The organism is Rhodopirellula islandica (genome assembly GCF_001027925.1).
GTDB lineage: Bacteria > Planctomycetota > Planctomycetia > Pirellulales > Pirellulaceae > Rhodopirellula > Rhodopirellula islandica.
The window spans coordinates 202,792-226,201 of sequence record NZ_LECT01000054.1; the positions used below are offsets into that span (position 1 = coordinate 202,792).

Annotated in this window: 16 protein-coding genes; 8 read left to right on the forward strand and 8 right to left on the reverse strand. The window is 58.0% G+C overall.

Going from position 1 to position 23,410, the window contains the following annotated elements; all coding sequences use genetic code 11:
• Positions 1-3 precede the first annotated feature (3 nt).
• Genes tyrS through RISK_RS26765 form a run of 3 tightly spaced genes read right to left on the reverse strand, consistent with a single transcriptional unit; the run spans position 4 to position 3,324 of the window.
• On the reverse strand, positions 4-1,302 hold the full coding sequence (tyrS, locus tag RISK_RS26755; protein WP_047817377.1) for a tyrosine--tRNA ligase: 1,299 nt from the start codon (positions 1,300-1,302) through the stop codon (positions 4-6).
• Complete coding sequence (gene ispD, locus RISK_RS26760) at positions 1,299-2,030, reverse strand: 2-C-methyl-D-erythritol 4-phosphate cytidylyltransferase (RefSeq protein WP_236696746.1); 732 nt, start codon at positions 2,028-2,030, stop codon at positions 1,299-1,301. The genes tyrS and ispD overlap by 4 nt, the downstream gene beginning before the upstream one ends.
• Positions 2,031-2,046: 16 nt before the next feature.
• Positions 2,047-3,324 carry a Gfo/Idh/MocA family protein gene (locus RISK_RS26765; RefSeq protein WP_173442736.1) on the reverse strand — a complete coding sequence of 426 codons (1,278 nt, stop codon included), beginning with the start codon at positions 3,322-3,324 and terminating at the stop codon, positions 2,047-2,049.
• Positions 3,325-3,382: 58 nt separating this feature from the next.
• On the opposite strand from RISK_RS26765, the gene RISK_RS26770 reads away from it, so the two are divergent.
• The 3 genes from RISK_RS26770 (at position 3,383) to RISK_RS26780 (ending at position 8,560) form a co-directional block, all read left to right on the forward strand.
• Complete coding sequence (locus RISK_RS26770; RefSeq protein ID WP_047817378.1) at positions 3,383-4,024, forward strand: hypothetical protein; 642 nt, start codon at positions 3,383-3,385, stop codon at positions 4,022-4,024.
• Between the two features lie 16 nt (positions 4,025-4,040).
• Entirely contained in the window at positions 4,041-4,646 is a 606-nt protein-coding gene (locus RISK_RS26775; RefSeq protein WP_047817379.1) for a DUF2585 family protein, read from the forward strand.
• Between the two features lie 122 nt (positions 4,647-4,768).
• Positions 4,769-8,560 (forward strand): DUF7133 domain-containing protein, encoded by a 3,792-nt coding sequence (locus RISK_RS26780; RefSeq protein WP_047817380.1) that lies wholly within the window; start codon positions 4,769-4,771, stop codon positions 8,558-8,560.
• A gap of 281 nt (positions 8,561-8,841) precedes the next feature.
• Here RISK_RS26780 and mgtE read toward each other — a convergent pair whose 3' ends face one another.
• Positions 8,842-10,257 carry a magnesium transporter gene (mgtE, locus tag RISK_RS26785; RefSeq protein WP_047817381.1) on the reverse strand — a complete coding sequence of 472 codons (1,416 nt, stop codon included), beginning with the start codon at positions 10,255-10,257 and terminating at the stop codon, positions 8,842-8,844.
• A 29-nt stretch (positions 10,258-10,286) separates the two neighbouring features.
• On the opposite strand from mgtE, the gene RISK_RS26790 reads away from it, so the two are divergent.
• Positions 10,287-11,540 carry a M20 family metallopeptidase gene (locus tag RISK_RS26790; RefSeq protein WP_047817382.1) on the forward strand — a complete coding sequence of 418 codons (1,254 nt, stop codon included), beginning with the start codon at positions 10,287-10,289 and terminating at the stop codon, positions 11,538-11,540.
• Positions 11,541-11,569: 29 nt separating this feature from the next.
• Here RISK_RS26790 and RISK_RS26795 read toward each other — a convergent pair whose 3' ends face one another.
• From RISK_RS26795 to RISK_RS26805, 3 genes are read right to left on the reverse strand one after another with little or no spacing between them, the layout of a single operon-like run.
• Positions 11,570-12,073, reverse strand: a complete 504-nt coding sequence (locus RISK_RS26795; protein WP_047817383.1) for a YraN family protein — start codon at positions 12,071-12,073, stop codon at positions 11,570-11,572.
• A 9-nt stretch (positions 12,074-12,082) separates the two neighbouring features.
• Positions 12,083-13,678, reverse strand: coding sequence for a vWA domain-containing protein (locus RISK_RS26800; RefSeq protein WP_047817384.1), 1,596 nt, complete (start codon positions 13,676-13,678; stop codon positions 12,083-12,085).
• Positions 13,678-14,250: a DJ-1/PfpI family protein gene (locus RISK_RS26805; RefSeq protein ID WP_047817385.1), complete on the reverse strand. Its 573-nt coding sequence runs from the start codon at positions 14,248-14,250 to the stop codon at positions 13,678-13,680. Before RISK_RS26805 ends, RISK_RS26800 begins: the two co-directional genes overlap by 1 nt.
• Positions 14,251-14,508: 258 nt before the next feature.
• Between RISK_RS26805 and RISK_RS26810 the strand changes: the two genes are divergently transcribed.
• The 3 genes from RISK_RS26810 to RISK_RS26820 all read left to right on the forward strand — a co-directional run bounded on the left by RISK_RS26810 (position 14,509) and on the right by RISK_RS26820 (position 19,946).
• Positions 14,509-16,098: an outer membrane protein assembly factor BamB family protein gene (locus tag RISK_RS26810; RefSeq protein ID WP_047817386.1), complete on the forward strand. Its 1,590-nt coding sequence runs from the start codon at positions 14,509-14,511 to the stop codon at positions 16,096-16,098.
• 199 nt (positions 16,099-16,297) lie between these two features.
• Positions 16,298-18,907 carry a DNA gyrase subunit B gene (locus RISK_RS26815; protein WP_047817387.1) on the forward strand — a complete coding sequence of 870 codons (2,610 nt, stop codon included), beginning with the start codon at positions 16,298-16,300 and terminating at the stop codon, positions 18,905-18,907.
• A gap of 4 nt (positions 18,908-18,911) precedes the next feature.
• Positions 18,912-19,946 carry an AAA family ATPase gene (locus tag RISK_RS26820; protein WP_047817459.1) on the forward strand — a complete coding sequence of 345 codons (1,035 nt, stop codon included), beginning with the start codon at positions 18,912-18,914 and terminating at the stop codon, positions 19,944-19,946.
• Positions 19,947-20,001: 55 nt separating this feature from the next.
• Here RISK_RS26820 and pheA read toward each other — a convergent pair whose 3' ends face one another.
• A complete protein-coding gene (pheA, locus tag RISK_RS26825) occupies positions 20,002-21,081 on the reverse strand; it encodes a prephenate dehydratase (RefSeq protein ID WP_047817388.1) in 1,080 nt (359 codons plus the stop codon).
• Positions 21,082-21,420: 339 nt separating this feature from the next.
• Here pheA and dnaK point away from each other — a divergent pair, with 339 nt between their 5' ends.
• The gene (dnaK, locus tag RISK_RS26830; RefSeq protein WP_047817389.1) at positions 21,421-23,358 is read left to right on the forward strand and encodes a molecular chaperone DnaK; all 1,938 of its coding nucleotides are present in this window, start codon (positions 21,421-21,423) and stop codon (positions 23,356-23,358) included.
• Positions 23,359-23,410 lie beyond the last annotated feature (52 nt).

Here is a 23,410-nt window from a genome sequence, read left to right on the forward strand (position 1 = left end):
AGCTCAATCTTGGATCTTGAGCAGGGCGTACTTGCGTTTTCCGCGGCGAAGAACCAAGACGGATCGACCGTCCAAGTCATCGGCGACCAAACGTTTTTGAACGTCTTCGACGCGAGCGTTGTTGACGTACACGCCGCCTTCGGACAAGGCCCGGCGAGCGTCTCCGCCGCTGTTGCAGAGCTTCGCCGTTTGCAGTGCTTCCACGATCCACAAACCTTCGCCCTCGAGAGCCGACCGCGGCACGTCGCAGGAGGGGACGTCGGCAAAGATCTCTTGCAGTTGGGCGTCCGTCGTGTCACCGATTTCGCCGCCGAACAGAATCTGCGTGGCGCGTTGAGCCGATTGGACTCCGGCTTCGCCGTGAACCAGTTCGGTCAACCATTGAGCCAGTCGTTTCTGCGCGGTGCGTTGGCCGGGATCGTTCTTGGTTTTGTCATCGAGTTCGTCGTATTCGGCTCGCTCGATTTCGGTCAGGTAGGCCAGGCAACGCATCACGTCTTCATCGGCGACGTTGATCCAGTACTGGTAAAACGCGTAGGGGCTGGTTCGCTCGGGATCCAACCACACGGCGCCGGATTCGGTCTTGCCCATTTTGCGACCGTCGCTGGTTGTCAGCAGCGGCGCGGTGATGCCGAACAATTGCTTGCCCAGCATGCGACGACCCAGGTCGATTCCGGCAGTGATGTTTCCCCATTGGTCGCTGCCACCGGCTTGGATGCGGCAATCATGGGTCTTGGCCAGGTTCACGAAGTCGTAAGCCTGCAAGAGCATGTAGCTGAATTCGGTGTAGCTCAGGCCGGCTTCGCTTTCCAATCGACTGCGGACGGATTCTTTGCCCATCATCGCACCGACGGGAAAGTTCTTGCCGACGTCGCGAAGGAACTCGAGGTAGGAGTAGTTCTTCATCCAGTCAAAGTTGTTCAGCAACTTGGCGGCGTTGGCACCTTCAAAGTCGAGGAAGTGACGCATTTGAGCTGCGACGCCATCGACGTTCTTTTGCAGTTGATCCGCCGACAACAGATTGCGTTCTTCGCTTTTGCCGCTGGGGTCGCCGATCATCCCAGTGGCTCCACCGACCAGGGCAATCGGATTGTGGCCGGCGCGTTGGAAGCGACGCAGCATCATCAACTGCATCATGCCGCCGACGTGCAACGAGGTTGCCGTGGGGTCGAACCCAATGTAGATCGTTTGCGGGCCCGAATTGAGCAGCTCGGCGATTCCGTTTTCATCGGTGGTTTGATTCAGCAAACCTCGCCAGCGGAGATCTTCGATCAGTGGGTTGGTGGCGTTGGAAGTGGTCATGCGAATTCGCTTCGGCATTCGTTCAGGATCGCCTCCGCGATGCGGAGATCTTCGGGGAAGGTGATTTTTAAATTGTCTGCGGAACCAGTGACAAGCTGAACTGGGTGAGAGGTTCGCTCCACCAGTTGAGCGTCGTCGGTGGCCATGCGGCCTCGGTCGCGAGCGTAAGCTTGACAAATGACGTCGATCGCGAACACCTGGGGAGTTAGTGCGACGTAAGTGTGGCGACGATCGACCGTGTCGGATCCATGGCTGGTGGCCCGTTTGAGGGTTCCGGAAACGGGGGCCGCCAGGATTGCCGCCCCGGTTTCAGCGGCCTTGGCGAAGACCCGGTCCAGGTCGACTTGGCGAACCAGCGGTCGAGCGGCGTCGTGGATCGCGACCAGTGTTTTCGTGGCGGTGCCGTTGGAAGCAGATTCGGCCGCGAATTTCTGGACTTGATCCAGGGCTGCACGAACGCTCTCGCTGCGTGTCGCGCCACCTCGAACAAGGTGGATTGGGACGGCGGAGGAAATCGCCGCGATCTGTTCGCGAAACGTGGAGTCGTCTTCCTCGGAGATTGCCAGCACGATTTGCCGGACGTCGCCGCGATGTTGGAATCGATCCACGGCGTGTTGCCACAGCGGTTTGCCGTCCAGGACCGCAAACAGCTTGTTGGACTGGCTGCCAAAGCGTTGCCCGCTGCCGGCAGCGGGCATGATCACAGAAACGGAGGCCGCGCAGTTCATCAAGCAGGATCGCCGATCAAACGCGCGCGACGGGGTGCTTCAGCGGCAACCAAGCCGCGTTGTCTTTGTGGCTGGCGACGCACTGCTGGATGAAGTACATGCCTTCGACGCCATCGTGAACGCTGGGGTACAGCGTCGTCTTGCGATCGATGGTGGCTCCTTCAGCGCGTTTGGCCATGTCGTCAAACGCGGCGGCGTAAACGTTCGCGAAGGCTTCAAAGAACGCTTCGGGGTGCCCTGATGGCAAGCGACAGGATGCCGCGGCGATGGGGTGCATGTAAGGCGCGTTGGGATCCCGCGTGTAAATCTGATGAGCCTTGCCGTTTTGACGGTAGTGCAGCTCATTCGGGTTTTCTTGACGCCACTTCAGTGAACCCTTGGTGCCGTCGATTTCGATTTCCACGTCATTTTCGCGGCCGTGGCTGATTTGCGATGCCGTGACCGTTCCCAGAGCACCGTTTTCATAGCGGATCACGGCGGTGCCGTAGTCATCCAGTTGGCGTCCTTCGACGAATGATTTCAGGCTGCAACTGACCGTTTCGGGCAACACGCCCGTCATGAAGCGACCCAGGTTGTAGGCGTGCGTGGCGATGTCGCCGAAGGCACCCGCCGCACCGCTCTTGGAGGGGTCGGTTCGCCAAGCGGCTTGCTTTTGATCTTCCGCTTCGATTTTGTCGCGAAGCCAGCCCTGAATGTACTGAGAGCGGATCGCGTTGATCTCACCGAGTTCGCCTCCCAAAATCATTTCGCGAGCTTGGCGAATCAGTGGGTAACCGGTGTAGTTGTGCGTCAGAGCGAAGACGACGTCCGAGTTTTCGACCGTCTTCAGCAATTGTTCGGCTTGGTCCAAGTCGAACGTCATCGGTTTGTCACAGACGACGTTGAAACCAGCTTCGACCGCGGCCTTGGCAATTTCAAAGTGCGTGTGGTTGGGGGTGGTGACGCTGACGAAGTCGATCCGCTGGTCCTCGGGAAGCCGCGATTCGGCGTCCAGCATGGCTTCGTAGCTGCCGTAGGCTCGCGATTCATCGACGCCGTATCCGGGGGCGGATTGGCGGCTGCGTTCCGGATTGCTGGAGAAGGCTCCGGCGACCAATTCGCTGCGATTGTCCAGTCCAGCAGCAACAGTGTGGACGCGACCGATGAAGGATCCCAGACCACCACCAACGATTCCCATGCGGAGTTTTCGGTTCAGGGGAGCATTGAGCGACATGATGATTTTCGCGAGAAACGTGGAAAGAGGCGGTTCAGGACACGAGATTCCAATCGTAAAGTTCTCAGCCGATGCGTACAATCACAGGCTGAATCAACTCCATTGTTCCCTTCCTCTGCCGCTAGCTGAGAAACGATTCATGAAAGACATTGCAGATTCCGCTCAATTGCCAGTCGTTCCAACCGAATCAATGCGATGCTGCGGGAATCGCGGATGGATGGTTGGTGTGACCTTGGCTGCCGTCGGGGTGGCCATCTACTTCGCAGGTGTCGCCTCCGAAGCCCGTCGTTCAGCAGAAACCACTGCGGTGGGATCAAGCTCATCCACCCTGGCCAATTGGCAAAACCTGCCGATTGCCAACGCGACCGCCGCGGTCAGCAGCGAAAAGTTCTCGTTGGCGACCGGTTCCGTCAGTGACCAAGCGGATGGATTGTTTGTGCTGGATCACAATTCGGGGCTGCTTCAGTGTTCGGTGATGTACCCGCGAGTCGGTCGATTTGCAGCCACGTTCACGGGGAATGTCGCCGAGGCGTTGGGAACGGATGGCAAAGGTGGGAGTTACATCATGGCCACCGGACAAGCGGATTTTCCTCGTAGCAGCAGCAATCCAGTCGGTCGCTCGGTCATCTATGTCTTGGACACCGCGACGGGCAACTACGCCTGTTATGGGGTTCCCTTCAATGCACAGGCGATGAATTCCAACCGTCCTCAACAAGGGGTGTTGGTGTTGATTGGACAGGGAACTGCCAACCCTGTGATCGATCGCGACGATCTGCGTTGAGCTGGAAACGGTACTTTTGAACGCACGCTCATCCGACACGCTGGAAAACTTCCACGATCGATCCCTATGGGACCCATCGTGGAGGGATGCACTGGTTGCCGGCTCGATGATCGCCGGAATGGTTTTGGTGCTGGCAGGGATGGGGCGTCAGTTTTGGTGTGAGTGTGGTTCGTGGGTCCCGTGGTCCTGGGACATCTGGACCGCCCACAACTCGCAGCACCTGATTGACCCGTATTTCTTCTCGCATGTTTTGCACGGCGTGTTGTTTTACTGGGCGCTGCTGTGGGTGCCGCGGCTAAACCAAACGTGGCGTTTCTTGATCGCGGTGGGATTGGAGGTGAGCTGGGAGATCCTGGAGAACTCGCCACTGATCATCGAGCGTTACCGCGAGGCGACGATGGCAGTGGGCTACACCGGGGATTCGATCGCGAATTCGGTCACGGATGTGGCGGCCTGCATGCTGGGGTACTGGTTTTCGTCCCGATTTGGTTGGCGTTGGTCGGTCGCTTTGTTCGTGCTCAGCGAGATCGTGATGTTGATCCTGATTCGCGACAATTTGCTGCTCAATGTGTTGATGTTGGTCAGTCCGATTCCGGCGATCCAAGAGTGGCAGAGTGCCTGATTCGATCTTGCAAGCATCCTCCGCCGGATGGTATTGCGGAGCGTGAATGTTTGAGAATCGGCGTGTTGGACGCCGTTTTCATTGAAAATGACTGACTCCACGCCATGGAAGGCTGAATCAGGATGTCTGCTGGACGATTCCATTTGATCGCGTTGACGCTTGCCGTCAGTGCTTTGTGTTTAGGCTGGGACACTCGAACCTTCGCGGCGGAAGCGGAGTGGATTTGGGCGTCGGGGACAACCGCGGAGCAAGCGATCCCGCACGGTGAAACGTGCTGGTTCCGCAAATCTTTGAACCTCCGCCATCGCGGCGAGGCCATCATCGAGATCGCGGCGGACGATGCCTACGAGGTGCATGTCAACGGTCGCAAAGTCGGTGAGGGCGAGTCCTACCGGCAGATGCAAGAGTTCGATATCAGTGACTACATCGAACCGGGACGCAATGTCGTCGCGGTGCAGGTGCAGAACACTCGTGGCGACACCGCCGCGCTTGTGGCTCGGGTGTCGATTCGACCTGAAATGGGCGAGAAATGGTTCACGTTCAGCTCCGATCGGACTTGGAAAACCAATCTGCAAGAAATTCCGCTGTGGAACACCGCGGCTTACAACGATGGAGCCTGGCAGTCAGCTTCGGTGTTTGGCCCGCTCGGTGAAACCGCTCCATGGGACCGCGAACCCAGCGTGGAGGTCGAAGTCGCCAAGGAGAATTCCGAACGTTTTCAAATCCAGCGCGGCTTCGGTGTTCAGCGTTTGATCAACGACGAGCAAGTTGGATCCGTCATCGCGATGGCGTTTGATGAATTTGGGCACGTGTTGCTGTCGCAAGAAGGCGGCCCGTTGTTGATCGTCACGGACCGTGACGACGATGGAGTCCCCGAAGACGTCCAGACCTATTGCGACCAAGTCGAGTCCATCCAAGGCATTCTGCCACTCAACGGCGAAGTGTTTGTGACCGCCGATGGCCCCGATGGTTCAGCTCTTTATCGCTTGATCGATGAAGACCGAGATGGCGAACTGGAAACCGTCAAGACGATCGTGAAATTCAGTGGCAACGGTGGAGAGCATGGCCCTCACGGATTGCGTCTGGGACCCGATGGCATGATTTACATCTCGGTCGGAAGCTATGTCAAACCGATCGGGAAAACAGGCAGCGGCGAAACACTGAAAGATGTTTACGAAGGCGACTTGCTGCCTCGTTATGAAGATCCCGGCGGGCACGGACGCGGGGTGAAGGCACCCGGTGGAACGATCATTCGGACCGACATTGAAGGCAAAGTCATCGAGCGTATCGCCGGTGGATTGCGAAACGCATACGACTTGGCTTTCCACCCGGAAGGCAACTTGTTTGTGCATGACGCGGACATGGAAGCCGACGTGGAAACGCCTTGGTACCGTCCCACCGCCTTGATGGATGTGACCGAAGCGAGTGAATTCGGATGGCGACCGGGTTGGGCGAAATGGCCTGAGTATTACATCGACCGACTGCCAAACGTGTTGGACACCGGGCGCGGCAGCCCCACTGGGATTGAGTGCTATGAGCATCACATGTTCCCGGTTCGCTACCACAACAGTTTGTTCATGGCGGATTGGTCCGAAGGTCGGATTCTGAACGTTCGCTTGAAACCCAATGGCAGCGGATTCCAAGCGGACAGCGAAGTGTTCTTGAAAGGGCAACCGCTCAACGTCACCGACTTGGCCGTCGGTCCAGACGGGGCGTTGTATTTCTGCACCGGAGGTCGCGGGACCGCCGGCGGTGTTTACCGCGTCGTCTATCAAGGCAAAATTCCTGAGGCGATGAAGCAACTCGGCAGCGGCATCGCAGCTGCCGTTCGCCAGCCTCAACTGGATGCGGCTTGGTCGCGTCAACGCATCGCCGCGATTCGTCGCGAGCTGGGAAGCGATTGGGATCAACAGTTGGCGGGGGTCGCCTACAGCGATGAAAACCCGCCGTCCTACCGCATTCGAGCCATGAACTTGATGCAGATGTACGGGCCCGTTCCCAGTGACGATTTGCTGATTGAATTGTCCAAAGCCGAAAGCGAATTGGTGCGACGTCGAGCTGCGATTCAGCTGGGACTGAACCCCTCATCGCGAGCGAAGGCTCGTTTGAACGACATGCTCACCGACAGTGACTTGCGAGTCCGTCGTGCGGTTTGCGAAGCGATGCTGCGGAGCAATCAAATTCCTGATGATCCACAACCGTTGATCGATCTGCTGGCCCATGAAGACCGAGTGCTGTCCTATGTGGCTCGCCAGGTCTTGCAACAGATTCCAGCGGCGAAGTGGAAGGAAACCGTCATCCTTCACGAAGACACACGGACCGCCTTGGTCGGCATGTTGGCACTGGTGGCCGCGGACACGAACAAGATGACTGGGTTGTTGGTGCTGAAACGGTCCAGCAACATGATGCAAGAGTTTTTGAGCGACAAGGACTTCGTTGACACGCTGCGTCTGTGTCAAGTTGCTTTGCATCGATGCAACATCAAAGCCAAAGATGTGCCTTGGTTGGCAAAACAAATTGCCGATGAATTTCCTGCGGGAGATTCTCGCATGAATCATGAATTGATTCGTCTGGCGAGCTACCTGCAAGCGGAATCGCTGGTGCCGCGTGCGATGGAGTACTTGGAATCCGATGCTCCGGAACTGGATCGAGTTCTGGCCGCGATGTGCTTGCAACGCATCGACCGTCAATGGTCGGCACGCGAACGGTTTGCATTGCTGAAGTTCTATGAAGGCATCGCTGGACGAGACAGCGAAGGCTCTTTGCCGATGTACATGGTGGGTGTGACCCGTGATTTCGCGCGTCACCTTTCCGAGGACGACATCCAGGCGATCCTGGACGAAGGCAGTCGTTGGCGAAACTCGGCTCTCGGCGCTCTGTTTCAATTGGAACGTCCGATCAGCGAGGCCACGGCAGAAAAACTACGCACGCTGGACGATGAACTGACCAAGGAAGACAAGGTCGATGACGTTCATCGTCGATTGCGAACGGGCATCATCGCGATGCTGGCAACCGCTCCTGACGACGCCTCGTCGGCTCACCTGCGAAAGATTTGGCGAACGGAGCCTCAGCGTCGCGCGGTGGTGGCGATGGCGTTGGCGCAGAACCCAGATGGAGAAAACTGGGACTACTTGGTTCGCAGCTTGAACGTCTTGGATGGTCCCGCAGCGAATGAAGTGGTCACTCGACTTCGAGCCGTGCCGATCGCCACCGATGATCCCATGGCATTGCGATCGTTGGTCTTGATGGGATTGCGAGCTGAAAAAGAAGGGGCCACATTTGAAAGTGTGGAGCAATTGCTGGAGCATTGGACGGGGATGCAGCGACCCGAAGGTGCCAAGCAATCCATGGCTGCTTGGCAGCGTTGGTACGCCAAGTCGTTCCCCGATCGTCCAGTGGCGGAACTCCCGCGAGAAGAGGAATCACGTTGGGACTTCGAACAATTGATCACTCACCTGGAGAGTGATGAAGGGCAGGGTGGTGACGCACTTGCAGGGGCGGAGGTTTACGCCCGGGTCCAGTGTGCCAATTGTCACCGTGCTGGCAACCAAGGGACTGTGATCGGACCCGACCTGACCAGTGTGGCGAGGCGATTCACCCGCCGCGAAATTCTCGAGTCGGTTCTGTACCCATCGCACGTTGTGAGTGACCAGTACGCGAGCAAAAAGGTGCTGACGCTGGATGGCGATGTTTACGTTGGCATGGTCAGCAAGGCCGGAAGCGACTTGCAAATTCGCGATTCGAACAACCACGTGACAATCTTGGCTGAATCCGAAGTGGATTTGATTCAACCGAGCCAATCGAGCATCATGCCGAGTGGTTTGTTGGACGAGTTGTCCTTGCAGGAGATCGCCAACCTGATGGCGTATCTCAACGATGCCAACCGGATTGAGGTCGCAACCCGACCGGAGTGAGTGGAGCGATTGGGTTCGCTGTCAAAAGGTTGGTATTGACACCGCTTTGGACTGCGCAGGTTTTGTTCCTCGACTTCGCCCCAACGGGGCAGCCCTATGCCAGCCCAGGGCAACGCCCTGGGTTGTGGCTGCCCCGTTGGGGCGTAGGACAGAATAAAAATCAACGTCGCATTTTCCGTGTCAACACCGAACATTTCGCAGTCCAGCGTGAGGCCCGGTTGTGCGTGAAAACCGTGGCGAACGCCAACGGCTCACATACACGATGACACCTGGACGCCTGCTTAGATCAGACGATCCAACAACGCCGTGGCCATCCCGAGGACCAGCAGGAACCCGCACATGTCGGTCACCGTGGTCAGCAATGGGCCACTGGCAACGGCGGGGTCAAACCCAAGTCGTTTGAGCAGCAGTGGAACGGTGCCACCGATCGAGACCGCGATCAGAGTGTTCGCGCACAACGCGATTCCCACGACCAGTCCGAGGTAAGGGTTGCCGTCCCAGATCACGGCGACAATCGCGACCAGCAGTCCGAGCACCGATCCGTTGATCAGGCCGACACTCATCTCTTGCAGCCACACGCGAAACATTTCGGCGGGGCGAACCAAGCCAAGTGAAAGCTCTCGCATGCTGACCGCGACGGCTTGATTGCCGCTGCAGCCGCTCATGTCGCTGATAATCGGAAGGAACACGGCAAGCGCGATCACTTTGGACAGCGTGTCTTGATACAAGGCAATGACACCCGCCGCGCCAATGTTGAGCAGGATGTTGATGCTGAGCCAGCTCAGGCGTCGTTTGGATCTTTGCCAGAGCGGCATCGTTCGCAGTTCTTCCCCGCCGATGATCCCCTGACTTTTGAGGAAGTCGTTTTCGGCAGCCCGGGTCGATTCGTAGTCCACTGCGTTTCGGTGGACGACGCCCAGGAGTTTGTGGTTGTCATCGACAACGGGGACGCCCAGGAAGTGATGGGCGTCAAAGAAATCTCGCAGTTCATCCAGTGGCATGCTGGCGGTGACCGACAGCGGATCGAGGATCATGATGTCCGCCACCGGGTCGGTGCGTTTGGCGAACAGCAGGTTCCGCATTGGCAACACGCCGACCAATTTGTCGTTGTCGTCAGTCAGGTAGGCGTACTGGACGTCGTAGTCGCGAAACTCTTCAGCGTTTTCGGAGAGTGTCGTGATGACTTCGTGGACCAAGCTGCTCTGCTTGAAACGCAGGATCTCGCGAACGAGCAAGCCACCTGCTTGGTCATCACTGTAGGCGGCCAGTTCTCGGACCGAGGCCGCGTCCGCGGGCGGCATCGCCAGCAGGATGGATTCGGCTTGTTCGTCGTCCAAGTCACCCAGCAAGTCAGCCTGCTCATCGCTGGACATCTCTTGGACGATGGCCGCGGCATCCGCTGCATCCAATGCGTCGACCAATTCGGCCGCTTGGGTCTCACTGAGGTGTCGCAGGACTTCGGCTGCTTCCTCGGCGGGGAGCAACGTCAGGACCGCGGTGTGGTGCTCTTCGTCCAAGCGGCTCAGAGCCAGAGCCTGGTCGTTTGCCCCCAGGCTGGAAAGATAGCTCTCCAGGCCTTCCGCGTCACCGGCTTCGGCCAGTTCGCCCAGTCGCTCCCACGGTCGCCAATCGGATGGCGGCCCGGTCTCGTTGGAATCGGGAGGCACAGAGCGTTCGGGGGAGGCGGGAGCATTCACGGGTGCAGAGGGCCGCTGGAAGGTGTAAATTGTCGGATTTGAGTTGCCACGGCTATTCCTACCGAGACCTCGTTTTGTCACTTGTTGTCAGACTATTGTCCGATTTGATCGCGTTCTCGACGGTCAGTCATACCAGCAATCAGGCGATCACGGAGTGGGTGGCGGAGCGTTTGCAAGCGCAAGGGTTCGAATGTGAGCAAACGCGGTACCTGGATGGCGAAGGTGTCCCAAAATTCAATTTGGTTGCCAAGCGTCTGCCGGTCGACTGGCCGGAAAAAGCGAGCGACTTGTCCATGCCGTCCGGCGATCGGGCTGAAAACCAAACGGGGCTGGCCTATTTTTGCCACACCGACGTTGTGCCGGCGGATCGATGGGTCGGGCCCGGCGGAAACCCCTTCGAGGCGGTGTTGGAAGGCGACCGTTTGTACGGTCGCGGTGCGTGTGACATGAAGGGATCGTTGGCTGCGATGCTGGCTGTGGTGGACGGTTTGGATGCGTCGAAGCAATCCGCGCCGCTCTGGATCGTTTGCACTGCCGACGAGGAGACGGGGCTCCGAGGTGCCAAGGAATTGGCGCAAAGCAGTCCGGCCTATCGCGACCTGGTGGCTCATGATCCGGTCGCATTGATCGGTGAGCCAACGGAGTTGCGGGTCGTCCACGCGCACAAAGGCATGGGGGGATTTCGAGTGGTCTCGCACGGGCGAGCCGCCCACAGCAGCACCAATCGAGGCGTCAATGCAAATGTTCTGATGATTCCCTTTCTGCAAACGATCCTCGAATTGCACGAACGATCGCAGACGGACCCGATGTTGCGAGACGATCGATTCGATCCCCCGACGTTGACGTTCAACTTTGGGATCAGCGACCACGCTGACGCGACCAATATCGTTCCGGATCGCAGCGAAGTGTGGGCCAATTGGCGGGCGATGCCCAGCGTCGATGGCGGCTGTTTGATGTCCGATGCGAAAGCGGCTGCGGAGCAACTCGGGTTGCATTTTTTCGGCTACAAATCCATTGCACCGCTGGAAACTCGCACCGACGATCCGGCCCTTGTTCGAATGTGCGAGTTGGCCGTCCCTTACTGCGGGCGGGAAAAACCCGAAACGGTCTGTTATTCCACCGACGGCGCGGTGTTGGGAGAACTCAGTCACCGAATCGTTTGTGGGCCAGGCAGCATCGAACAGGCGCACACGGTCGATGAGTTCATCGAACTGAAATCGTTGGAAGATGGCGTCTCGCTGTTTCGTGATGCCGTTCAGGCCTTCGCGATGCGGTCTTGCTAGCTCACCAATTTGATCGACTGGTGGAGGAGTCAGACGAAGAACGAGTCGATCCCAACGGCATCAAACGCGGATTCGTAGTGCTCGACGCGAGTCGGGTGTGGTTCATCGCCCGGCCACCAAACCGCGACCACGTCAAAGCGACAGGCAACGCCGAGTAGCTTTTGACGTTTCAAGTACCGCAGGGCAGCGCGGGTGATCCGGGCTTGTTTGTTTTCGTCGACTCGGTCGGCCGGGTGCCCCGGTCGTGTGGTGGAGAGCGTTTTGACTTCCACAAACACCATCAGCCGTGGACGTTTGCGAATCGCGATCAGGTCGATTTCACCAGCGCGATCGGATTCACTTTCGGCGATGACTTGCAGGCCTTTGCGTCGCAGCAACCGAGCGGCCACTTGTTCCCCGCGGCGACCGAGTTGGGCGTCGTCATCAATCGCACCAAATCGCTGGTCGATGTACCACTCGTGCCAACGATGGGCATGCGAGGTGATCCAAGCGAGCGTTCGGGGGACGCGATGGAGGAAGCGATCGGCGGCCAAACGTCGGCCTCAGGGTTTGGGGACGTGGCGGTATTGTCCGAAGTTCTTTTCCGCGATCCGGCGCATCCGACTTTCGCCTTCGCGGCTGTGGTAGCTGATCGTGTGAACGATGCTGATGGGGTCGGTGTCACCGAACAAGTTGGTCGACCGGTTCTCTTCGGTGAGCAAATCTTCGATGCCTTGTGGGAACTCGCCGTCGGACAGCAGGAAGATCACGTCGGGTTTGAGTTCCAGCGCGAATCGCAGCGGTTCGTAGGGAGCTTTGCCGCGGTCCATCGACACTCGCATCGCCCAATTGCGAAGTTGTTGTTTGTTGTTGGGGGTGGCGTAAGCACTGCGTGATTCGGGGGTGGGAGATCCGGACAGCTGCATGTAGTCGCACTCGGCGTCAAAGAAAACAACGTAGAAGCGTTGTTTTTCAGTGAGCATGTCAATCGATTGAAGCAGGGCGGATCGAGCCGAGGTGAAGGCGTCGCCCATGCTGCCGGAGCTGTCGACGAGATAGACAAAGTGGTTGCCGCCCCCTTCGACCCCGCAGAATTCCATTTGCGAATTGGCGTCGGAACTCAGCTTCTGCATCGCTTGAGAAGCCGCGGACGAGGAGCTGGAAAGTGACGAGAGGTTTGCCGCGGCCGTCGCGACCGAGTCCATGGCGGTTGAGGTGATGTCCACGATCGGCATCTCACCCATCTCACTGACATCGTACTGCGTTTCATCGGGCTGCGACTGAGTCGGCTCGGTGACCGGTTCGCTGCTTTCGATGGAAAAGGTTTCCATGGCGCTCTCTTCGTTCTCGCTGGTCGCGGAAGCGGAGAACGCCATTTGATCTTTGGGGCGTGCGTTGTTGAGAGTGAACGCGGCAAGGATGAACAGCAGAACCACGTGGACGATGGCGCTGGCGATCACCGCGACTGGTTTGCGACGACGGCCGCTGGTGTCGGTTTCGTCGTCATCCGCAATGACGCTTGGAAGCGGTTTGTTGGACGGGGGTGGTTCGTCATCCGTTGGAAAGTTTTGGTCGGCTGGAAGGCGTTGGTCGGCGGAGGAAACAGGCGAGTCTTCCAGCAGTTCAGATTCAGCAGTCGCGTCGGTTTCGACGGGGGCTCGATCGGTGGTCGCGTCTGAATCAGGAGCATCCATCGGAGCGGGGGAGATCGCATCCGGGAATGTTGTTTCGCCGAGGCGTCTCATTTTCGGTGCTCGCACCGAGACGCCGTGTCCAGGATCGTGGCGGGTGGTGACGTTCGCGAAGGAATCAACCGCTTCGCGGACTTCGTTCCAAGACGCGAAGCGACTGGTTCGTGCGAAGCCCGGGGGATTCCAGTTGTGTTGCGATGCAGAGGAGGCTGGTTCGTCGATGCTGGGCGGATCAGCCGTCTCGCCCTGTTCAATGGAGACGCGGCCAATGGATTCAAGCTCCGCTTCGATTTGGGAAGCGGTTGCTTCCAGTCGGGCGGCGTTGGCTTCGAGTCGTGCCGCATGTGCCTCGTGACGGACACGAATCAATGCGGCCTGCAATTGTTGTTTCCGTTCACGCAACGCGTCGGCATGGTCCGGTGGCAGGCCGGAGGGGGAATCGACGCGATCGGGATCGGGAACGTTCATCAATCCGAGGGGAGCAGTCGGTTGAATTCACGCATCCATGCGGGGTGAGCGGGCCAAGCCGGTGCGGTCACCAGATTGCCATCGACGTGGGCGGTGTCCATGCCTTCGCCGGGCGGCATGTAGGTTCCGCCGCCAATTTGAACCTCGGGGGCGACGGCGGGGTAGCAACTGCACTGGCGATTCTTCAGCACGCCGGCTGCGGCCAGGATTTGCGGTCCGTGACAGACCGCGGCGATGGGTTTGTTCTGGTCCGCGAAATGGCGAACGATGTCGAGGACTTGTTCGTTCAGACGCAGGTACTCCGGTGCGCGGCCGCCGGGGATCACCAAGGCGTCGAAGGTTTCGGGGTTCAAACCATCGAAGTCGGCGGTGATGGCGAACCGGTGGCCTGGTTTTTCGGTGTAGGTCTGATGGCCTTCGAAGTCGTGGATCGCGGTGGCCACGGAGTCACCGGCGGATTTGCCGGGGCAGACGGTCGCCACCTCGTGCTCCAGCATCAGCAGCATCTGATAGGGAACCATGGCTTCGTAATCTTCGACGAAGTCGCCGACGAGCATCAAAATTTTGGCCATTCTGGCTGGGAGCGGATACGAGGGAGTGGGATCAAGGCCGCCAAAAAGAGCCCGCGGAACGCACGGAAGCTCACGGCCTCGATAAAAGACGCGAAAAACTGGGGGCGATTACGACGTTTGAATCGATCTTGCGGCCCTTTTTCTCGCCAGCCGAGTGTACCGGAAACCGTTCCAATTGGGAAATTCGCGGTCGCGGTGATCGTGGATTATGCTGAACGGTCTTCCGGATGGCTCCCGTTCTTTTCTGGTATCGCTGCAATGCATCGCTTTTCTCAATTCCGCCTCATCCTTTCATTCACGCTGGTTGCCGCCTGCGCTTTGGGGGGCGCTGCTTCTGCACTTGCTGATCACCAACTGCTCGGCCCCGTCGAGACCCGCCAGCTTGGGTTGGAAGAGGTGTGGCGTCGCAGTCTGAGCGTCCCGGCTGGTCGGCAATCCATCGTCGATCAGCAGATGGTGGTTCACGAAACGCAGAGTCATGTGTTTGTGGAAATCGTCCAAAAGTCGGGGGAATCCAAGCCTGCCGCAGCGGAAGCTGACGCCGAGTCCACTGAAAATGCGGTGGACGAAAACGCTGTCGTCTACGCTCGATTTCAGGTCGACACCGATCTGACCAAACGGGGAGCCATTGACCAGGCGGAAGCAGAACGCTTGGGCCGGAATGAAATTCTTCGATTGAAACGCCGTGGCATCGAAGCCAAATCACGGATTCAGAAGGTGCCAATGATTCGGTTTTACACCTTGTCAGATGATGGGACCGTGGAATGCCGAGACGCTGAATCGGGGGATCTGATTTGGTTGCAACGGGTCGGATCCGAACAGCGTGGCTATGGCGGTTTGGGCGTCGATGAAGCGTTTGTCTCCGTCGTCAACGGTGGCGAGTTGATCAAGCTGGATGTCAAAAATGGACAGGTGTTCGGTGTCACCTCACTGGAATATGTGCCACTCCGAGGCGTCGTGCATTGCAACGGGTTTGCGTTGGTGCCGTCGATTGGTGATCGGATTGTTTGTTATGGATTGGTGGATCCAACCCTGGATCCTTTCGCTGAAATCGTCGCAGGATCGTCCTTGGCGGTGCCCACGCATGCAGCGGATTCCAACAAAGTGGCTTGGGGAACCAGCCGAGGTTTTGTTTACGTGATGGAGATGGAGGGCGAACCCAACGTGCAATTTCGATTGAACACGGATGGCATCGTCAGCGGTTCTCCGGCAGCTGCATCGGGAGAACGATTTTTCTTCGGCTCCGAATCCGGCCAGATCTATGGCATCAAAGCGACTCGTGAAGGCGAAGTGCTGTGGAGTCGGCCAACGGGCGAGCCGATTTATTCCAGTCCAATTTTCTACAACGAGAAGGTCCTGTACCCGACCATCTATGGCAACCTGATGTGTGTTTCGGCGAGTGACGGCTATTCAGTTTGGCCGCAGATGGTGCCGGGTGTTCAGGAGTTGCTCGGCGCGATTGATGGGAAGATCTACGCACGCAGTTTGTCGGGATCCCTGTTGGTGATGTCAGCGGAAGACGGCAAGTTGCTCGGGCGTTTTCCCGGCATTCAGCCCGAGGCTTTGGTGGTCAATCGCCATTCCGATCGCCTGTACTTGGTCAACGATCGTGGCACGATGCAGTGCCTGCGACGCCCCGGCTCGGTCTTGCCAAAGGTGCTCAAGTCAACGGCTCCTGTCGAAACCGAAGAGGAATCTGAGGTTCAATTGGAGACAACGAAACCGAAAGAGACAGCGCCAGAGAACGCCGATCCGTTTGGTGGGGGCGGTGGCGCGGATCCATTCGGGGGCGCGATGGAAGACCCCTTTGCTCCTGCGGGGGGGCAAGATCCTTTCGGCGACTTCTGAATCCGGCCCAGGATCGCCCTGTGCAGCCCTCTGCAGAATCGGAAACGTTTCCTCGCAGAGGCGTGCACGTGATCTAGCGCAAAGTCGTTCTTTTTGGTAGAATGCTGACTGCTATTTGACGCTTTTTTTTGACGAGCGGGCGAGACCGCCTGCAGCGTCGAAAACCCCGCATTTGACGGCCTCCACGGGCCGCCCATTCATGAGCGATTCCTCCTCGACTGACCCTGCTTCGAACGACCCATCCGAGGATCCAAACGTTGTGCCCGCGGGAGCGGTTTCCGGCGACGGGGATGCAGCCGAGGTGATCGCTGGTCCGCAAAAGCCGGTGGAGCGTGTTTCGACGGGACCGGCGGCGAACTCGGAGTACACCGACAAGGATTTGCTGCACCTGTCGGATCTTGAGCACGTGCGCGAACGTCCCGGGATGTACATCGGTGACACGACCGTCCGCGGTCTGCACCACTTGGTCTACGAAGTCGTCGACAACTCGATCGACGAAGCCATGGCTGGTTTCGCCAAATCAGTCAGCGTGATCGTTCACACCGATGGCAGTGTCACGGTGGAAGACGATGGTCGCGGGGTCCCCGTGACACGTCACGATCAGTTGTCAGAGGAGCTGGATCGCGAAGTCAGCACGCTGGAGGGCGTGATGACGGTGCTGAAGTTCGGCGGCAAGTTCGAAAAGGGGGCCTACCAAACCTCCGGCGGTTTGCACGGTGTGGGTGTGACCGTGGTGAACTTCTTGAGCCAGTGGGCCGAGGTGGAAGTCAGCCGGGATGGGTCGACTTGGACTCAGGGTTACGAACGCGGGATTCCCACCGGCCCGATTCAGAAAGGTCGGCCGACGAAAAAAACGGGGACCAAGACCACATTCAAAGCCGATGGGCAGATTTTCACGGTCACCAAGTACAACTTCGACACACTGCAGAAACGGCTGCAGGAACTGGCGTTCCTCAACAGTGGCGTTCGCATCAAATTCCTCGACGAGCGAAACGGCGAAGGCGGCGACTACCAGTATGACCGTGGGATCGTTGAGTTCGTGGAACACCTCAACCGTGCCAGCGACGTGTTGCACGGCGATGTGATTCAGTTCGTCGGTGAGAAAGAAGGTGTCGAGTACGACATGGCGCTGCAGTACAGCACCGAGTTCACGGAAACGGTTCAGTCGTACGTCAATAACATTCACACCATCGAAGGCGGAACGCACGTGTCCGGTTTTCGATCCGCTCTGACGCGGACGTTGAACAACTACGGCAAAAAAGAAGGCCTGTTCAAGAGCACCACGCCAACCGGCGACGATTTTCGAGAGGGTCTGACGGCGGTGATCAGCGTGCGGGTTCCTCACCCGCAGTTCGAAGGTCAAACCAAAACCAAGCTTGGCAATGGCGAGGTCGACGGCATCATCACCAGTGGCGTTGGCGAAGCACTCAGCAAGTACTTGGAAGAGAATCCTCGAACCGCCAAGGCGATTGTTCGCAAAGGTTTGCTTGCCGCGGAAGCTCGCGAAGCAGCTCGCAAGGCCAAGGATCAGCTGCGAAAGCGAAAGGACGCCCTCGGTGGCGGTGGTTTGCCCGGCAAACTTCGCGATTGCATTTCCAAGAAGATGGAAGAATGCGAAGTCTACCTGGTCGAAGGTGATTCGGCCGGTGGGTCGGCTGAAGGTGGGCGGATGCGAGAGTACCAAGCGATCCTGCCGCTTCGCGGTAAGATCATCAACGCGTACAAGAGTCGCGAAGACAAGGTGCTGGCCAACGAAGAAGTCCAGTCGATGATCCAAGCGATTGGGACTGGAATCGGCGCCGATCAGGATCTCACGCGACGCCGGTACAACAAAGTCATCATCATGACGGATGCCGACGTCGATGGCAGTCACATTCGCACGTTGTTGCTGTGTTTCTTCTATCGACAGATGTACCAATTGGTGGCCGCGGGACACGTTTATGTGGCCCAGCCGCCTTTGTTCCGGGTCTCGCAAGGCAAGAGCCGCTACTACATCCAATCGGAAGAGGAGATGAAGGGCCAGTTGCTCGAACGCGGTTTGAATGACACGCGATTCGAGACCGAAGATGGACGCAGCGCCGAAGGCGATACCATGCGAGCCCTCTGCGTCGCGCTGGCGTCGATGGAAGATGCGATCGTTGCCTTGGAACGACGCGGTGTCAGTCTGCGTGTTCACAGCGAACGATTTGATCCAGTCACCGGCAAGCTGCCTCCGTTCTTGTTAACGATCCTGGGGGAAGAACACTGGTTCATGAAGCAAGCGGATGTGGAGACTTACCTCGCTGAAAACAACGCTACCTTGGACATCGACCAGCCTGAAGAAGAGTTGAATGCCGACGGTGAGCCGGTCGCTGAGAGTGATGAGCCTGAAAGATTGGTCGCTCACTTGGCCGAGCTGCATGAGGTTCGGACGATCAACAGCGGTTTGAAGGACATGGAGCCGCTTGGGTTCGGGTTGCAGGATTTGATCCCGGCCGACCGAACCGGTTCCACCACGCCCCGCTTTGAACTCGTTCGTGGCGAAGACCTGCGTCGACCGCTGGAAGACCTGCGGGAGCTGTTGCCGGAAGTGCGGGCTGCTGGTGAAAAGGGTTTGCAAGTGACCCGCTTTAAAGGGCTGGGCGAAATGAACGCGGAAGAGCTCCGCGAAACAACGCTCGATCCCGCCAACCGGACGCTGGTGAAGGTCAATCTGACTGACGCAGGCGCCGCCGACGAAATGTTCCGTTTGTTGATGGGGGACAAAGTTGAGCCCCGTCGCGAATTCATCGAAACCCACGCACTTGATGTGCGAAACTTGGACGTCTAGCACGATGGTCACACCGCCTCCCAGAGACAATCCCGAAGGTTCGGACATCGAAACTGCGGAGGCGTTGATTCAGAGCGTTGCCCAGGTCAAGGAGCAGGTCGGCCGAATCGTGGTCGGTCAGAGCGATGTGATTGAGCAATTGCTGATTGCGATCTTGGCTCGCGGTCATTGTTTGCTGGAGGGGGTGCCGGGATTGGCAAAGACGTTGATGGTTCGGACCTTGGCGAGTTCGATGAGTCTGGATTTTCGTCGCATCCAGTTCACGCCTGACCTGATGCCGGGCGACATCACCGGCACCGACATCATTCAAGAGGATCACGAAACCGGCCGTCGAGAGATGCTGTTTCGGCCCGGTCCCGTGTTCACACAAATGTTGTTGGCCGACGAGATCAACCGGACGCCGCCCAAGACTCAGGCGGCGCTGTTGGAGGCGATGCAGGAGCACGAGGTCACGGCGGGCGGCAAGACCTACGCTCTCAAAGAGCCGTTCTTTGTTCTCGCGACGCAAAACCCGATTGAGCAGGAGGGAACCTACCCGCTTCCAGAGGCTCAGCGGGATCGGTTCTTGTTTCATGTCGTCGTTGGGTATCCCTCTCGCGATCAAGAGTCCGAGATTGTTGAGCGGACCACATCGGGTGATCTGGCGGATGTTCAGCCCGTCGTCAGCGGCGAAGACATTTGCAAGTTTCAATCCGTTGTCCGCCGGGTTCCATTGCCGGAGCACGTGAAGAACTGGGTGATTGACGCGGTTCGAGCGGCACGCCCCAGCGAGCCCGACGCGAAGGGCTGGGTGAAAGAGTGGATCCAATGGGGGCCTGGTCCGCGCGCGAGCCAGCAGTTGGTGCTGGCGTCCAAGGCACGTGCGTTGTTGCACGGTCGCACACATGTGACGCTTGAAGACGCACAGACGCTCGCGTTGCCGGTGTTGCGTCACCGAATTGTGCCAACTTTTGCCGCCGAAGCGGATGGGATTGCAGTCGAGGATTTGGTCGCGCGTTTGGTGGCCGAGCAGAGTGCCGGGGCGGCATCTGTTTTGTAGGAATGCCGGGCGAACGCTGCAGGTTGTGAAAGGCGGTTGGCTTTGCCGGCCATTCTCAGCTCTCGGCTCGAGCCGCGCGGCGGTAGCTTCCCAGCACGTGAGTGTGATGCGTCGCAGTTTTCAGGTGTTCGATTGCTTTGGCAACGGCGGGGTCCTCGCGATGACCTGGGAATTCGACGACAAAGAAGTACTCGTTCTTTGTCCCCGGCTGAGGAAACGATTCGATCCAGGTCAGGTTGAGCTCATGCTGCTTGAAGATGCCCATTGCATCGGCCAGTGTGCCCGGCTGATGGGCAACCTGAAACAGAAGGGTTGTTTTGTCGTTTCCAGTGGCGGTGGGTTGGTTGTGTCCGAGGACCGCGAAGCGGGTGATGTTGTCACGGTTGTCTTCGATGTTGGCCCCGATGACGCGAAGTCCGTGCCGGCGTCCGGCCGCTTCGCTAGCGATCGCGGCGACTCCAGGCTGAGTGACAGCCAATTTGGCGGCGGCAGCGGTCGAGCTGCATTCGATCAGTTTTGCAGTGGGTAAATGATTGGCCAGCCAGGCGCGGCATTGTGAGATTGCCTGTGGTTTGCTGTGGACTTCCGTGATTGCGTCGCGATCGCACATCGCCAGCAGTTGGTGGTGGATGGCAAGTTGGACTTCGCCGGTGATCGAGACTTTGCCTTTGGAAAGCCGGCCAAAGGTGTCGACCACGCGGCCATCGGTGCTGTTTTCAATCGGGGCAATTCCGCCCGCACAGTCGCCTCGCTCGACCGCGTCAAAGACCGCGCCGATCGATGGGACAGGCAAGAGATTGGCTGCCTCACCAAAGTAAGCGAGTGCTGCGAGGTGGCTGTAGCTGTCTGTCGGTCCAAGGAAGGCGAAGGTGCCAGGTCGGGTGGCGCGCCAGCAGGCGGAAGCGACGTGTCGCAAGACACTGCGTTGGTCTTCGGGGCAAATCGTGGGATTCGCAGCCGCTTCGTCTGCTTCCTTTTGGCTGACGAGGCGGTCGATCGACGCCAGGGTGCCGGCCCAATCGGATTCCGCGTTGGAGGCTGCTTGTTGGGTCATCACCCGACAGCGTTCACGCAATAGTTCCAGGATTTGGGTGTCGATGGATTCGGTTGGATTGCGTGATTCAGGTGAGCTCATGGGATCTGTCTTTCGAGCGTGTGCGAAAGGTGACTGCCGTTTTGGCAAGGCAGCATTGTGGCACAGAGCAAGGATTTAGGAGGGCTGCCAAAACGGAATGGAATGTTTTTTTTACAGCGGTCGAGTTGGGTTTTTGTCGGCGAATCAGGTGTTTTTCGAGAGTTGTCGTTTTGGCAAGAGGGGCGTGTGAAGGTGTCTGGCACAGATCTTGCCATATCTGGCGATCGAACCAAAAGGCTGACGAAATGGACCGCCCAGGTGCCGCGGTCGGCCCGGCGAAACCCAGACTCATATCATTTGACACCCACTAACCCGCTCGGACACAGGAGTTCACGCATCATGGCACAAGGCGAAAAAATCATCGGCATCGACCTCGGGACCACCAACAGCGTGGTCGCGATCATGGAGGGCAGCGAGCCCAAGGTGATTCCCAACGCGGAGGGAAATCGACTGACTCCGAGTGTGGTCGCGTTCACCGACAAGCAAGAAACCATCGTCGGCGAACCCGCTCGACGTCAAGCCGTCACCAACCCGAAACGCACCGTTTACTCGGCCAAGCGTTTCATGGGACGTCGTCACAACGAAGTTCAGTCGGAAGAAAAAATGGTGCCTTACGGCGTCACCGGCGGACCGGGCGACTACGTGAAAATTCAGGTGGGCGACAGTGAATACACCCCACAGGAAATCTCTGCCAAGATCCTTCGTAAGTTGAAGGAATCGGCGGAATCCTACCTGGGACACAAGGTCAACAAAGCGGTCATCACCGTTCCTGCGTACTTCAACGACGCACAGCGACAAGCGACCAAGGACGCTGGCCAAATCGCCGGTTTGGAAGTCGCTCGGATTATCAACGAACCAACCGCTGCTGCTCTGGCATACGGTTTGGACAAGAAGAAGGATGAAAGCATCATCGTCTTCGACTTGGGCGGTGGTACGTTCGACGTCTCTGTTCTGGAAGTTGCCGACAGTGGTGACGAAGATCAAGAGAGCCGCGTGTTCCAAGTGATCAGCACATCAGGTGACACTCACCTCGGCGGCGATGACTTCGACGAAGCATTGATCAACTATGTTGCCAGCGAATTCCAAAAGGAAAACGCGATCGATCTTCGCAACGATGCAATGGCTTTGCAGCGGTTGCAAGAGGCTTGCGAAAAGGCCAAGAAAGAGCTCAGCACGTTGCCTGAGACCGACATCAACTTGCCCTTCATCACGATGGATGCCTCGGGACCGAAGCACCTGACGATGAAGATCACTCGATCCAAGTTTGAAGAGTTGATCGATGCGTTGGTGGAACGTTGCCGCGGTCCAGTGCTGCAAGCATTGAAAGACGCTGGGATGGACCCCAAGGACATTGACGAAGTCGTGTTGGTCGGTGGTAGCACACGTGTGCCCAAGGTTCGCGAAGTTGTCAAAAGCATCTTCGGGAAAGAGCCTCACCAAGGCGTCAACCCTGACGAAGTGGTTGCGGTGGGTGCTGCGATCCAAGGCAGCGTTTTGGCTGGTGACCGCAATGATGTGTTGCTGCTTGATGTGACCCCGCTGACGCTCGGAATCGAAACCGAAGGTGGCGTGATGACTGCCTTGGTCGAACGCAACACCACGATCCCAGCCGAGAAGAAGAACGTCTTCAGCACGGCTGCTGACAATCAAACAGCAGTGACCGTTCGCGTTTTCCAAGGGGAACGCAAGATGGCCAATGCGAACCGGTTGCTGGCTGAATTCAACTTGGAAGACATTCCCGCCTCCCCGCGTGGCGTGCCGCAAATCGAAGTGAAATTTGACATCGATCAAAACGGCATTCTGAGCGTTTCGGCCAAGGAATTGAAAACAGGGAAGGAAGCCAATGTCGAAATCAAAGACAGTGGCGCGTTGTCTGACAGTGACATCGAGCAAATGCAGAAGGATGCGGAAGCCAATGCCGAGGAAGACAAGCGGCAGTTTGAATTGGTGGAAGCACGCAACAAGGTCAATCAGCAGGTCTACCAGCTTGAGAAGTTGATGGGCGAGAACGATGACAAGTTGTCCGATGACGACAAGGCTCCGATGAACGCTGCGATTGAGAAGGTCAAGAAAGCCGCTGAAGGCGATGACTTGGCTGAGATCAAGGCTGCGTCAGACGAACTGGAAGCTGCCTCGCAAGCATTCAGCAAGGTCTTGTACGAAAAGACGGATGCCGCTGGCGAAGCAGGAGCTGATGCGGCGGGTGCCGCTGGGGCAACTGCGGGCGGTGGCGACGACGACGACGCGATCGACGCGGAGTTCGAAGTCAAAGAGTGACCCAACCGATGTGAGTCGGATGGTTGAATCCTTTCGGCTCGCACGTTTTTGA

Excerpts from the sequence above, each read along its gene's own strand:
- tyrS (WP_047817377.1), bottom strand. The coding sequence starts at position 1,302 with ATGACCACTTCCAACGCCACCAACCCACTGATCGAAGATCTCCGCTGG.
- ispD (WP_236696746.1), bottom strand. The coding sequence starts at position 2,030 with ATGAACTGCGCGGCCTCCGTTTCTGTGATCATGCCCGCTGCCGGCAGC.
- RISK_RS26770 (WP_047817378.1), top strand. The coding sequence starts at position 3,383 with ATGAAAGACATTGCAGATTCCGCTCAATTGCCAGTCGTTCCAACCGAA.
- RISK_RS26780 (WP_047817380.1), top strand. The coding sequence starts at position 4,769 with ATGTCTGCTGGACGATTCCATTTGATCGCGTTGACGCTTGCCGTCAGT.
- RISK_RS26800 (WP_047817384.1), bottom strand. The coding sequence starts at position 13,678 with ATGAACGTTCCCGATCCCGATCGCGTCGATTCCCCCTCCGGCCTGCCA.
- RISK_RS26805 (WP_047817385.1), bottom strand. The coding sequence starts at position 14,250 with ATGGCCAAAATTTTGATGCTCGTCGGCGACTTCGTCGAAGATTACGAA.
- RISK_RS26810 (WP_047817386.1), top strand. The coding sequence starts at position 14,509 with ATGCATCGCTTTTCTCAATTCCGCCTCATCCTTTCATTCACGCTGGTT.
- RISK_RS26815 (WP_047817387.1), top strand. The coding sequence starts at position 16,298 with ATGAGCGATTCCTCCTCGACTGACCCTGCTTCGAACGACCCATCCGAG.
- RISK_RS26820 (WP_047817459.1), top strand. The coding sequence starts at position 18,912 with ATGGTCACACCGCCTCCCAGAGACAATCCCGAAGGTTCGGACATCGAA.
- pheA (WP_047817388.1), bottom strand. The coding sequence starts at position 21,081 with ATGAGCTCACCTGAATCACGCAATCCAACCGAATCCATCGACACCCAA.
- dnaK (WP_047817389.1), top strand. The coding sequence starts at position 21,421 with ATGGCACAAGGCGAAAAAATCATCGGCATCGACCTCGGGACCACCAAC.